Annotated in this window: 13 protein-coding genes; 10 read left to right on the forward strand and 3 right to left on the reverse strand. The window is 67.9% G+C overall.

The window, feature by feature from the left end; all coding sequences use genetic code 11:
* Window positions 1–9: 9 nt before the first annotated feature.
* A complete protein-coding gene (locus tag G6N25_RS20895) occupies window positions 10–579 on the forward strand; it encodes a YceI family protein (protein ID WP_083075706.1) in 570 nt (189 codons plus the stop codon).
* A 15-nt stretch (window positions 580–594) separates the two neighbouring features.
* Here the strand turns inward: G6N25_RS20895 and G6N25_RS20900 are convergent, their stop codons facing one another.
* Window positions 595–1,722 (reverse strand): DUF7159 family protein, encoded by a 1,128-nt coding sequence (locus G6N25_RS20900; RefSeq protein WP_083075705.1) that lies wholly within the window; start codon window positions 1,720–1,722, stop codon window positions 595–597.
* Between the two features lie 497 nt (window positions 1,723–2,219).
* Here G6N25_RS20900 and ag85B point away from each other — a divergent pair, with 497 nt between their 5' ends.
* The 7 genes from ag85B (at window position 2,220) to G6N25_RS20935 (ending at window position 7,551) form a co-directional block, all read left to right on the forward strand.
* Window positions 2,220–3,212, forward strand: coding sequence for a diacylglycerol acyltransferase/mycolyltransferase Ag85B (gene ag85B / locus G6N25_RS20905; protein WP_083075704.1), 993 nt, complete (start codon window positions 2,220–2,222; stop codon window positions 3,210–3,212).
* A 200-nt stretch (window positions 3,213–3,412) separates the two neighbouring features.
* Window positions 3,413–3,835: a resuscitation-promoting factor RpfC gene (gene rpfC / locus G6N25_RS20910; protein WP_232065873.1), complete on the forward strand. Its 423-nt coding sequence runs from the start codon at window positions 3,413–3,415 to the stop codon at window positions 3,833–3,835.
* A 48-nt stretch (window positions 3,836–3,883) separates the two neighbouring features.
* Window positions 3,884–4,357 (forward strand): SRPBCC family protein, encoded by a 474-nt coding sequence (locus G6N25_RS20915; RefSeq protein ID WP_179961736.1) that lies wholly within the window; start codon window positions 3,884–3,886, stop codon window positions 4,355–4,357.
* Window positions 4,358–4,363: 6 nt separating this feature from the next.
* On the forward strand, window positions 4,364–5,197 hold the full coding sequence (locus tag G6N25_RS20920) for an SDR family oxidoreductase (RefSeq protein ID WP_083075702.1): 834 nt from the start codon (window positions 4,364–4,366) through the stop codon (window positions 5,195–5,197).
* 13 nt (window positions 5,198–5,210) lie between these two features.
* On the forward strand, window positions 5,211–5,630 hold the full coding sequence (locus G6N25_RS20925; RefSeq protein WP_083075701.1) for a lipoprotein LpqH: 420 nt from the start codon (window positions 5,211–5,213) through the stop codon (window positions 5,628–5,630).
* Between the two features lie 58 nt (window positions 5,631–5,688).
* Window positions 5,689–7,020 carry a cytochrome P450 gene (locus tag G6N25_RS20930; RefSeq protein ID WP_083075700.1) on the forward strand — a complete coding sequence of 444 codons (1,332 nt, stop codon included), beginning with the start codon at window positions 5,689–5,691 and terminating at the stop codon, window positions 7,018–7,020.
* Window positions 7,021–7,080: 60 nt separating this feature from the next.
* Complete coding sequence (locus G6N25_RS20935) at window positions 7,081–7,551, forward strand: limonene-1,2-epoxide hydrolase family protein (RefSeq protein WP_083075698.1); 471 nt, start codon at window positions 7,081–7,083, stop codon at window positions 7,549–7,551.
* Here G6N25_RS20935 and G6N25_RS24015 read toward each other — a convergent pair.
* The gene (locus G6N25_RS24015; RefSeq protein WP_232065874.1) at window positions 7,519–8,118 is read right to left on the reverse strand and encodes a hypothetical protein; all 600 of its coding nucleotides are present in this window, start codon (window positions 8,116–8,118) and stop codon (window positions 7,519–7,521) included. The genes G6N25_RS20935 and G6N25_RS24015 overlap by 33 nt on opposite strands.
* Window positions 8,119–8,139: 21 nt before the next feature.
* Between G6N25_RS24015 and G6N25_RS20940 the strand changes: the two genes are divergently transcribed.
* Window positions 8,140–9,483, forward strand: a complete 1,344-nt coding sequence (locus G6N25_RS20940; protein ID WP_232065875.1) for a hypothetical protein — start codon at window positions 8,140–8,142, stop codon at window positions 9,481–9,483.
* Between the two features lie 18 nt (window positions 9,484–9,501).
* Here G6N25_RS20940 and G6N25_RS20945 read toward each other — a convergent pair whose 3' ends face one another.
* Window positions 9,502–10,917 carry an amidase gene (locus G6N25_RS20945; protein WP_083075695.1) on the reverse strand — a complete coding sequence of 472 codons (1,416 nt, stop codon included), beginning with the start codon at window positions 10,915–10,917 and terminating at the stop codon, window positions 9,502–9,504.
* A gap of 76 nt (window positions 10,918–10,993) precedes the next feature.
* Between G6N25_RS20945 and G6N25_RS20950 the strand changes: the two genes are divergently transcribed.
* Complete coding sequence (locus tag G6N25_RS20950) at window positions 10,994–12,391, forward strand: phenylacetate--CoA ligase family protein (RefSeq protein ID WP_083075720.1); 1,398 nt, start codon at window positions 10,994–10,996, stop codon at window positions 12,389–12,391.
* Window positions 12,392–12,399: the final 8 nt, after the last annotated feature.

Below are 12,399 nucleotides of genomic sequence, written 5' to 3' on the forward strand. Positions count from 1 at the left end.
AGTCGGTCTGTGACCGACAGCTGGAGCCTGAACGCCTCCGACGGCGAGTTGTTGATCCGCACCGGCGTCACGGGCAGGGCGGCGCGGATGGGCCACCAGCTCACCATCGCCGTGACGTGCTGGCGGGCCACCGTGAGCTGGAAGGACGCCGAACCCGTTGGCGCCGTGCTGGCCGTCGAGGTCGGGTCCCTCGAGGTGCTGCGCGGCGAGGGCGGGGTCAAGGGGCTGTCCGCGCCGGAGAAGGCCCTGGTGAAGTCGAACGCGTTGAGGTCACTGGACGCCGGCCGCTATCCCGAGATCCGCTTTACCGCAGACGCCATCGACATGACCGACGACGGGTACCGGCTCACCGGGACGCTGCGGATCCGTGGAAGATCCCGGGAGCACGTAATCGCCCTGCGCACAGAGGATCTGGGGCACGCGTGGCGAATGTCCGCCGAATCCAAAGTTCGGCAAAGCGATTACGGCGTCAAGCCCTACTCGTTGCTGATGGGCTCGGTGCGGGTCGCCGACGAGGTGTCGGTGTCTTTCACCGCGGTTCACGCCAAGGGCGACCGCGTTGCGGGCGGCCGGTTCTGACGCGAGCCGGCGCCGCTAGGGGGTCGGACCGCGCGGCGCCGGGTCGTCCGCTGACTCACCGGCGTCGCCGGGTATGTGCTCGAGCACCCTCGTCAAGTAAGGCTGTCGGCCGTTCGGGTCGGGCTGCTGATCGGCGGGAGCGCCGTCCCGCTCCCCCGGCGCGCCGGCTTCGGCGGCCGGTTCCCCGGCGGCCGCGTTCGGCTGGGGCGCAATCGGCGCCCGCGCCGGCGGGGCGACGGCCTGGGCCACTTGTGGCGTCGGCGCGTGCACGACCCGCTTTGCCGGAGCGGGCTGGCTGTCCGGAGCGAGCTGGATACCCACGGCGAGCGATAGCGACGAGACGAACGTGATCGCACCGGCGGCCAATGCGGTCGCGGCCCCGGCGTAGGACAGCTTCTTCCGGGGCGGCGGCGCGGCCGCGACGGCGGCGGGTTCGCTGATCTGCGCCACCAGCTGATCGTCGGTGAACTCGGTGCTTCGAGCCGCGGCCAGCGCCGCGCCCCGTGCGATGGTCACCTGGGCCATGGTCTGCGCGAAAACCGGTACCGGCAAGGTCTTTTCGAGCTGCCAGGAGAGTCCATTGATTTCGCTGTCCGCGCCGACGACAACCACTCCGCCCGGCCGCCACCCATCCCGCTCGAACATCCCGCTCAGCCAGCACGTCAGCCCGTCGAAGCCGCCCCGCACCTGCTTGGTGGCCGTTTGCGTCTCGCCGTCGTGGGTGTCGACCATGACGACCGTGGACCACTCGTGCTCGAGGACGCAGACCGCGGTCTGCTCGTGACCGATGACGGGGGCGATGGCCCGGGCCAGGGTCTCGACCGCCTCGAGCAACCGGACCGGCACGACGTTGTCGAAACCCGCGTCGGTCAGCGCCTCCAACAGCAGTGCCGCCTGCGCCGACGCGTCGTCGCTCCAGGTCAGCCCGATGACGCGCAGCCGGTGATCGCTTGCGGCCGCGAGCGCGTCCACCCGCAATACCTCGCCCGCCACGTTTTCCGCGGTACTCGCGGCGCCCGCGCCACGGCCGGCGCGCAAGCCCAGCTCGTGATGGTCCAGGATGGTGCCTTCTGCGTCGTGCCCCTCAGCGAGGACCCACCCGACGGTGGCCGGCGTCAGTGATAGCCCTAGTACCGTATCCAAACTCGCACCTCAATCGGTCCCGGACCGCCGGCGCCCTCAGCCGCACTGTCGCGCACCACAAGCTCGTTGCGCGGCGGTTTCGTGAGGGCCGGAACGGACCGGGATAGCGTGGTCCCCATCGGCTTGCTCCGTGAGAGCCTACGCGGTCTGTGCAAGTTCGGCTGCCCCGGTACGAAATCCCCGTGAAACTCACAGGCGGCGAGTGGCCAAGCGCCGAATCGCGCCCCAGCCGTCGGCGCCGGCCCGCCAATTCGGTGGTCCCGCGCGAAGGCGCGCCGCCCCAAACCCGCAGGTGACGCGGTGGCACCGCACGGCCACCCGTGTGGTGTGGGAGGCCGCGTGACATTGCGTCGCGTTATCCGAGTTACGAAACTCGCCGCGAAAACCGATACAAGACCGAGACGTCTTCGCGTCCCAATCGACATTTGGCGTATTCACGCGGTAAATTCCAGCCGAGAGCACCACGATCTAACGATCTAACGACAAGGGGCGCCGGCATGACAGACGTGAGCGAGAAGATCCGGGCCTGGGGGCGCCGGCTTTTGGTCGGTGCGGCAGCGGCTGTCACCCTGCCCGGCCTGATCGGTCTTGCCGGTGGCGCGGCGACCGCGGGGGCGTTCTCGCGCCCGGGTCTGCCGGTCGAATACCTGCAGGTGCCATCCGCTGGAATGGGGCGCAACATCAAGGTCCAATTCCAGAGCGGCGGCGACGGCTCCCCGGCGGTGTACCTGCTCGACGGGCTGCGGGCCCAGGACGACTACAACGGCTGGGACATCAACACCCCCGCGTTCGAGTGGTACTACAAGTCCGGCCTGTCGATCATCATGCCCGTCGGCGGGCAGTCCAGCTTCTACGCCGACTGGTATGGCCCGGCCTGCGGCAAGGCCGGCTGTTCCACCTACAAGTGGGAAACCTTCCTGACCAGCGAACTGCCACAATGGCTGTCCTCCAACCGGAGCGTCAAGCCCAACGGCAGCGCCGCGATCGGCATCTCGATGTCCGGTTCGTCGGCGATGATCCTCGCGGCCTACCACCCGGGACAGTTCATCTACGCCGGGTCGCTGTCGGCCCTCATGGACCCGTCTTCGGGGATGGGGCCGTCGCTGATCGGACTCGCCATGGGTGACGCCGGAGGCTACAAGCCCGACGCCATGTGGGGCCCGTCGAGCGACCCCGCCTGGCAGCGCAACGACCCGACGATTCAGATCGGCAAGCTGGTCGGCAACAACACCCGCCTGTGGGTCTACTGCGGTAACGGCACACCGTCGGAGCTGGGCGGGGCCAACATGCCCGCCGAGTTCCTGGAAAACTTCGTGCGCAGCAGCAACCTGAAGTTCCAGGACGCCTACAACGCGGCCGGCGGCCACAACGCCGTGTTCAACTTCAACGCCAACGGCACGCACAGCTGGGAGTACTGGGGAGCCCAGCTCAACGCCATGAAGCCCGATCTGCAGGGCGCCTTGGGTGCCACCGCGGGCGGCGGCGGCTAAGCCCGCTCACTGCGGCCCTTACCACCCGATCCCCCTCATCGGCGAATCGGGTGGTATTGCCAGGGCTGACTTAATTATTTCTCACCAATTTCTAAAGCTCCCATTCGGTCGTCGGTGAAACCAATTTCGCTGGTAGACGGCGTATCTCGGTTATCTCGCGACATTTTCGAATAGGTAACGCTTCGGACACGCCCGGCGAAATGCTGGACATGAGAAAACTCTGCAAACCTCTCGCCGAGTCCGTAATGGTCGGTGGGTTGGTTGCAGCGTCGCTGACCTCGTCAGCCGGTGTGGCCAACGCCGCCCCCACAACCCCGAACTGGGACGCCGTCGCGCAATGCGAGTCCGGCGGCAACTGGCACGCCAACACCGGAAACGGCGAATACGGTGGGCTGCAATTCAAGCCGAGCACGTGGGCCCGATACGGCGGCGTCGGCAACCCCGCGGACGCGTCCCGGGAGCAACAGATCGCGGTGGCCAACCGCCTCTTCGCGGAGGAGGGACTGGAGCCGTGGCCGAAGTGCGGTTCGGCCTCGGGTCTTCCTCTCGCGTGGTATTCGCACCCGGCGCAGGGCATCAAGCAGATCATCAACGGGCTCATTCAGGCGGCCGTGCCGCATTAATGAATATCGGCGTCTGTGACCCCTATGGGTCTATGACCGAGCGCGAAGCTGTGTTTGGATCAGGCCATGGAAGGTTCGGCGACTGTTCATATGGCGGCGCCCGCGGACAAGATCTGGGATCTCATCGCGGACGTTCGCAACACCGGACGGTTCTCTCCAGAAGTGTTTGAGGCGGAGTGGCTGGGCGACGCGACCGGCCCGGCGCTGGGCGCTAAGTTCCGCGGCCACGTCCGGCGCAATGAGCTGGGGCCGGTGTACTGGACGACGTGCGAGGTGACCGCGTGCGAGCCCGGCCGTGAATTCGGGTTCGCGGTGATGCTCGGCGACAGGCCGGTGAACAACTGGCATTACCGATTGGCGCCGTCCGGTGGCGGCACCGACGTCACCGAGTCGTTTCGGCTCAACCCGGCGCCATGGCTCGGCGTGTATTGGCTGTTCGGTGGCTTTCTACGCAAGCGACGCAACGTCCGCGACATGACCAAAACGCTGAACCGCATCAAAGACGTGGTCGAGGCGGGCTGAGGCCTGGTGAAATCGGTCTTCGTCACCGGCGCGGGCAGCGGCATGGGCCGCGAGGGAGCGAAGCTCTTCCATGCCAACGGTTGGCGGGTCGGCGCGGTCGACCGCAACGACGACGGCCTGGTGACACTGAAACGGGAGCTGGGTGACGATCGGCTGTGGACCCGGGCCGTCGATGTGACCGATAAGGCCGCGCTGGACGGCGCCCTGGCCGACTTTTGTGCCGGCAATACCGGCGGCGGGCTAGACATGATGTGGAACAACGCCGGCATCGGCGAATCGGGCTGGTTCGAGGACGTGCCCTACGACGCCGCGATGCGCGTCGTCGACGTGAACTTCAAGGCGGTGTTGACCGGCGCGTATGCCGCACTGCCCTATCTCAAGAAAAGTCCCGGCAGTTTGATGTTCTCGACGTCGTCGTCCTCGGGCACCTACGGCATGCCAAGGATCGCGGTCTACTCGTCGACCAAGCATGCGGTTAAGGGGCTGACCGAGGCCCTCAGCGTGGAATGGCAGCGACACGGTGTGCGGGTCGCCGACGTGCTGCCGGGCCTGATCGACACGGGTATCCTCCGCACCACCACCAACCACTCCGACGATGCGGGGCCGACGATGTCCGCCGAGGAGATCCGCGCCCGCGCGCCCAGGAGGGGCATGTTCCGGCTGATGCCCGCGACGAGCGTGGCAGAGGCGGCATGGCAGGCCTACCACAACCCGAGGCGGTTGCATTGGTATGTGCCCAAGAGCATTCGCGTGATCGACCTGCTCAAGGGTCTGAGCCCGGAGTTCGTGCGGGGTCGGATCGTCAAATCCCTACCCGCATTGATGCCCAAGCGGCAGTAAAGGAGGTAACCCGGTGCAAAACCGGTTGTTCACAGTTGGTTTCGCCCTGATAGCCGGGGCCAGCGTCGCAGGGTGCGCGCAGGCCGGACCGACGGCGCAAAAAGCCGCGCATCTCACCATTGACGGCGCCACACACGCGGCGCCTCGTCCCGCGTGCAGCCAGATCCAGTCGTATCGGACCATCAACATCCGCGACGAGAAGGGCCAGGTCGAGGCGGTGGTACGGCTCGACGGCTACCGGGTCGTCCCGCAATGGGTGAAGATCCGTAACGTCGACGGGTTCACCGGCAGCTTCTGGCACGGCGGGGTGGGAGACGCGCGCGTCGACGTCACCAACGATGCGTACACCATCACCGGCAGCGCCTACGGCATCAACAGCAGCAATCCCAACAAGGTGGTGACGACGGACTTCAAGATCACCGCCGAGTGCTGAGCACCCTTCACGGGTCGGGCCTACGCTGGGTCACGACCACTTTCCCGATGGAGGACCGGTGAAGGAGCGACTGCACTGGCTCGCGATGCACGGTTTCGTCCGCGGCGTCGCGGCGATCGGTATGCGGCGGGGTGAATTGCAGGCCAGGTTGATCGCCGATCCGACGGTCGCCGCCGATCCGGTGCCGTTTTACGACCAACTGCGGGCCCGGGGCCCGTTGGTGCATGGTCGCGTCAACTATGTGACGACCGACCACGCGCTGGCCCATGAGCTGCTGCGGTCCGACGACTTTCGAGTGGTGAACATGGGCTCGAATCTGCCGGCACCGGTGCGCTGGCTCGAGCGCCGCACCCGCGACGATCTCCTGCACCCGCTGCGCGAACCGTCGTTGCTGGCCGTCGAGCCGCCGGACCACACCCGCTACCGCAAGACGGTATCGGCGGTGTTCACGCCGCGGGCCGTCGCCGCGTTGCGCGACCGGGTCGAGCAGACCGCGGTCAATCTCCTGGACCAGCTGTCCCGGCAGGCCGATGCCTCCGTTGTCGTCGACATCGTCGGACGGTATTGCTCGCAGCTTCCGGTCGCGATCATCAGCGACATCTTGGGCGTGCCCGAGCAAGACCGAAGGCGCGTCCTCGAATTCGGTGAACTGGCCGCGCCGAGCCTGGACATCGGGTTGCCGTGGCGGCAGTACCGGAGCGTGCAGGACGGTATCGCCGGATTCAACGTCTGGCTCGCCGGCCACCTGCGGGAACTGCGCCGCGCCCCGAGCGACAACCTGATGAGCCAGCTGATCCAGACGGCCGAAAGCGGCTCCGCCGAAACGCATCTGAACGAGACCGAGCTGCAGGCCATCGCCGGCCTGGTGCTGGCCGCCGGGTTCGAGACCACGGTAAACCTGTTGGGCAACGGGATTCGCATGCTGCTGGACGCGCCCGAGCATCTGGACACGCTGCGCCGACGTCCCGAATTGTGGCCCAACGCCGTCGAAGAGATCTTGCGGCTGGAGTCACCGGTGCAGCTCACCGCGCGGGTGGCGCTCAAAGACGTCGAGGTGGCGGGCATGCGGATCCGGCGCGGCGAGCTGGTCGTCATCTATCTGGCCGCCGCCAATCGGGATCCGTCGGTGTTCCCCGATGCGCACCGCTTCGACATCGAAAGACCAAACGCGGGAAGGCATCTCGCGTTCTCCGGGGGCCGGCACTTCTGCCTGGGCGCCGCCCTTGCGCGCGCCGAGGGCGAGGTCGGGCTGCGCGCCTTCTTCGACCGTTTTCCCGAGGCGCGGGTGGCGGGCGCCGGCAGTAGGCGGGACACGCGGGTGCTGCGCGGTTGGTCGACGCTGCCGGTGACCTTGGGGCCAGCGCGGTCGATGGCTCCGCTCGACGCCTAGGGTCCGGACCGGGCGATCGCGTGGTTGACACCGGTGCGGCAACCGGGTTTATTGGCCGCTATGACAGATGCTTCTGCGGTCGCGGTCGAGGACGTCGTGCTAGGGCTGTGGCGGGCGCTCTCGCGGCGGGATTGGGATGCGGTCAAGACGTTCTTGTCGCCGGACTGCCTCTACGTCGACATGCCGGTTCCGGCGTTGTCGGCGCGCGGCCCGGACGACATCGTCAAACGCCTGAAGATGGGGCTCGAGCCGTTGGCGGGCTACGAGAACCACGACGGCGTGCTGGTGTCCAATGGCTCCGACGTCCTCTACGAGCACTCGGAGACTTGGACTTTCACGTCGGGCGAGCGGGGCGTGCTGAGATTCGTCACCGTCCACAAGGTCGTCTTCGACGGCGATGAGGCCAAGGTTTCGGTGTGGAAGGACTATTGGGACATGAACAGCCTCGTCAGCTTCGCGCCCCCGAATCACTTCGAAGGCCTGAAAGACGCTGACACCTCATGGGTTTTCGACGCGACGGGGCTGATCTAAAGGTTCGCCTTCGTTGGCTCGGCCGAACCTTCCTCGCGATGAATCGTCGCCGTGATAGCTGTTTCGGCCGGCGTGCGTCACAATTGTGCGATGACGACCACCGGTGCGGCCGACACTGCGGCGGATGTGGAGTGGTGGGTTTTTCGGTTGAGCAAGGCGGCTCGTGCCGGTGCCGTCTTTGATCCGACCGACGGGAAGCCCGTTGACCCCGCCGACGGCGCGAGATGGCCCGTGGAGCATTGCCTTCCGGCCGCGGCGCTGCGTCGGGTTCTCACCGATCGCGAATTGGCCGTAGATCCGCGGGGATTGCGCATTCGCGCCGTTCGCATCCGCGACGGCTTGGATCTCGCGAATATCACGTTCCCTCACCCGCTGCACCTCGTGAGTTGCGCATTGGACGTTGGTGTCGATCTCAGCGGGGCCGAGGTCAAGGAACTCAGTTTCGCGGGCAGTCACACCGAACGGTTGTTGTTCGACCAGGCGGCAATCACCGGCGACGTACAGGCAGGCGAAGGTTTCACCGTTCACGGCGAGGTCCGCGCCATCGGGGTCCACATTGGGGGCCAACTGATCCTCGACGGGGCCACCTTGCGCAATCCCGGTGGCAACGCGCTCGCTCTCGACGGCGCCGACATCCGCGGCGGCATCTTCGCCGGCGAAGGTTTCACAACCGAGGGCGAGGTCCGCGCCGTCGGAGCCCGTATCGGTGGGCAGGTCAACCTGAATGGGGCGACCCTGCGCAATCGCGGCGGCGACGCGCTCTCGCTCGACGGCGCCGACATCAGCGACGAGGTGTTCGCCAGCGACGGCTTCACCGCCGAGGGCGGGGTGCGTTTCCCGAGAGCCCGCATCGGTGCCAACCTCACCCTCGATGGCGCGAACCTGTCCCATCCCGGTGGCGAGGCGCTGTCCCTCAACTGGGCCAACATCGGTGGCGATGTGTCCGCCAAGGATCGATTCACGGCGGACGGCGAGGTCCGCGCCATCCGGGCCCGCATCGGCGGGAACCTCGACCTCGCGGGGGCGACTCTGCGCAACCCCGGCGGCAACGCGCTGGGCCTCGACAACACCGAGATCAACGGCGAGATGTTCGCCGACGACGGCTTTACCGTCGACGGTCAGGTTCGCGCCCATTCGGTCCGCGTCGGCGGGGGCCTCAGCCTGCGCAGGGCCACCGTGCGCAATCCCGGTGGCAACGCGCTCAACCTGGAGGCGGCCTCCGTCAAGCGGCTGATACTCGAACAGGTAGACGTCGAGGGTGTCGTTCGGCTCTACCGAACGGTGATCGGCGACTTGGTCACCGAGGAGAATCCGCCAAAGCCGTTCGTCGCGACCGGGTGGGAGGTTACCGACATCCATGGCCCGCTGCGAGACAACTCGGCCGCGGCGCGGCGATGGTTGGCGAGTACCCGGGAGACGTCCGCTCAGCCCTGGCACGCGTTGGCGGCGGTCTATGAGCGCAATGGCGACCCCGCGAGCGCGCGACGATTGCGGGTCGCGGCGGCGAATAAGGTCACCCGGCAATCGCCTTGGCCGACAAGGGTTTTGCGAAGCGTCTACGGCGCGGTGGTAGGGCACGGCTACTACCCGCTGCTCGCCGGAGTGTGGATCGCCGTCATCGTCCTCATCGGCAGCGTCACCGTTGCGTGGAATCGCGACGACTTCGTCCAAAATCGTGACGCCACCAACAGCGCCGCGGTCGCGTACCTGCACCAGACGCGGAATCCACCTCCCACCGAAGCGCCCTTCAGGCCGATCAGCTATACGCTGTCCGCGCTGCTTCCCGCCACCGTGGGCAATGCCGCTTCCGGCTGGACCATCCGGGCCACGTGGCTGAGCTTCCTGCTCAACCTGCTGAAATTGACCAGCTGGGCGCTGACCGCGCTGTTCGTGGCCGGCATCACGGGACTTTTGCGCAAAGACAAAGGGTGACTCCGCGCGTCGGTTCCCTTACGGGCCGCCGTTGACGACCAGCGGCGGAGGCCGCCACCCGCCGAACACCCTCTCCAGGTGACCCGCGACGGCGATCGCCGTCGCGTCCTGCCACGGCCGGGCGACGACCTGGACACCGATGGGCAACCCGTCCGCGGAGGTTCCGCAGCGCACGACCGCGGCGGGAAATCCGGTCAGGTTGTGCACCATCAGGTGCGAGAAATCGCCGACCTCGATCAGGCCGTGGCGATGCGGCTTGGCCGGGGTGGGCATCGCCGGGCACACGATGACGTCGTAATCGGCCATGAACGACAGCATTTCGATGCGATAGCGGTCGATGTCGACCAGGCGGCTACGAGCCTCGGTCAACGAGAATTCGATTTTGCGTGCCTGGGTGAGGAACTCGGCCAGCTCTTCGGAGGGATCCGTGACGCCCAGTGCGCGCAGGTCGGCTTCGAATCCTCGCCCGCGGTCGCCGCCCAGGAACACCGATGTCCACAGCAGCTCCACGGTGCGACCGAGGCAGGCTGGGGCGGCGTGCCGCACGGCGGCGGCCACCTCCCCTATCGCCTCGGCGGCGGCCGTGACCACCGCGCCGACCTCGTCGCTGGGCGCAGAGATGCCGTCGTCGAGATAGGTGGCCACCCGCAGGGCACGCACGTCGATCTCGTCGGGATCGCCCAGCGGGGCCGGCACGGCGTACGGGTCCAGCAGATCGGGCCCGCCCATGATCGACAGGCCCAGGAAGAGGTCCGGCACCGACCGCGCCAGCGGGCCGTAGTTGCAGAACGGGCCGAAAATGCCCGGGGTGTCGCCAAAAACGTTGCCCGTTCGCGGAATCCGGCCGCGCGACGGCTTGAGCCCGGCAATGCCGGTGTTGTGGCACGGTTGCCGGATGCTGCCGCCCTCGTCCGTGCCGACGCTGAGCGCCGCGCCCCCCGCGGCGACGAGCGCGGCCGAACCGCCGCTGCTTCCGCCGGGCGTCCTGGACAGGTCGTAGGGATTGTTGGTGCGGCCGTAAAGGTTGTTGTTCGATTCGCCGCCTCGGCCCAATTCGGGGACGTTGGTCAACCCGAGCACGATCGCGCCCGCCGCGCGCAGCCGTGCCACCGCCGTCGCGTCGACGTCGGCCACCGCGCGCAGCGCGCGGCTGCCGCCGGAACTGGCCAATCCGGCCACCCGCATGACGTCCTTGATGACCACCGGCAGTCCGTGTGCCGCGCCCAACGGATCGCCATGGGCGGCACGCTCGTCGGCCTGGGCGGCCAGCTTTAGGCACTGCTCCGGATCGGCGGCCTCCACCAGCGCGTTGAGCGCGGGATTGACGGCCTCGATCCGCCGCAGATGCGCGTGCATGACCTCCCTGCAGGACACGGCGCCGGACGACATCGAATGCACCAGCTCGTGGGCCGGCATGTGACACAGGTCGTTCATGCTCCCTCGGATCGTTCCGTCGGTGAAGGTCCGCAACGGATACAGTGTTGCCGTTGTCGGACACGACGGCGGCGAAATGGCCAACGATCGGGAGGCAAAGATGCCGCGGGCGGCCTACGAGCGGATGCGGGCGGCGCATCTCGGCGCGGTGCGGGCCCGTCTCGAAGACCACGTCACCCGGCTGGACTGGTCCCGCCAGCGGATTGAGCGGTACCAGAATTACCGCCTGCGATCCCTGCTCGCCTTCGCGCAGGAACGGTCGCCGTTTCACGCCCGGCGGCTGCGGGGGCTCGACGCGTCCCGCGCGTCGGTCGCCGACCTGGCGTCGCTGCCGGCGATGACGAAGCGGGACGCCCAGGAGCGGTGGGACGCCATCGTCACGTCGCCCGGCCTCGACCGCCACCGCGCCGAACGCATTCTTGCCGAGCAGCAATGGTTTTCGTATACCGCGGGCGGTGAGCAGATCTTCAGTTCGGGCGGCTCCAGCGGCGTGCGCGGCGTCTACGCCTGGGATTGGCATTTCTTCGTCTCGGTGGCCTGCCTGGCCTGGCGAACGCAGGCGCGAGAGGAACTCCGCGGCGCGACGGTCGCGCCCGCCGCCCGGCTGGCGGTGCTGGAGGCCGGTGTTCCGCCGCACGCCAGCACGCCGTTGTTCGATGTGCCGACCGTCCCGGGCATGGAGACGGTGGTGATCGCCGCGGGCGCGCCGTTCGACGAGGTGCTTGCGGCCGTGGCGGCCGCGCGGCCCACCCACCTGGTGGGCTATTCGACGGTGATCGGGCGGCTTGCCCGCGCGGCCCTGGCCGGGGAGCTCCGGATCGAGCCGGTGCGGGTGAGCACCAACTCCGAGCCGCTGCTCGACGAGGACCGGCGAGCGATCCGCGAGGCGTGGGACCCGGCGATCCATAACGTATGGGGCTCCACCGAAATCGGGATCCAGGCGGTGGGCTGCGGACGCGACCGGGGACTGCACGTCTGCGAGGACGAGGTCATCCTCGAGCGCGTCGACGACGGCGGCAACCCGGTCGGTCCCGACGAGCCGGCGGCGCGGACGCTGGCCACCGGGCTGGCCAACCGGACCTTCCCCTTCATTCGCTACGACCTTGGCGATCAAGTCATGCCGCTGCCGGGCGAGTGCGCGTGCGGCAGCGTCTTCGCGCGCGTCGCCGACATCGGTGGGCGCCGCGACGACGACTTCCGTTACGGCGCAACGACGGTGCCGGCGGCCGCGTTTCGTCATGTCCTGGGCACCGATCCCCGCATATCGGAATATCAGGTCGCGCAGACCGCCGCGGGAGCCGACATCGTGGTCGTGGGGAATCCGGACGTGGAGGTTCTGATGCCCTCGCTGGTGGCCGCGTTGCGGCGGTACGGGCTGTCCGAGCCGGCGATCCGGATCCGGGTGACCGACAGCCTGCAGCGCCACCGGGCCAGCGGCAAGTTGCGGCGGTTCATCCCGTTGCAGCCCCCTTAGCCACCGCC

The sequence above is a fragment of the Mycobacterium heidelbergense genome (assembly GCF_010730745.1).
GTDB classification, from domain to species: Bacteria; Actinomycetota; Actinomycetes; order Mycobacteriales; family Mycobacteriaceae; genus Mycobacterium; species Mycobacterium heidelbergense.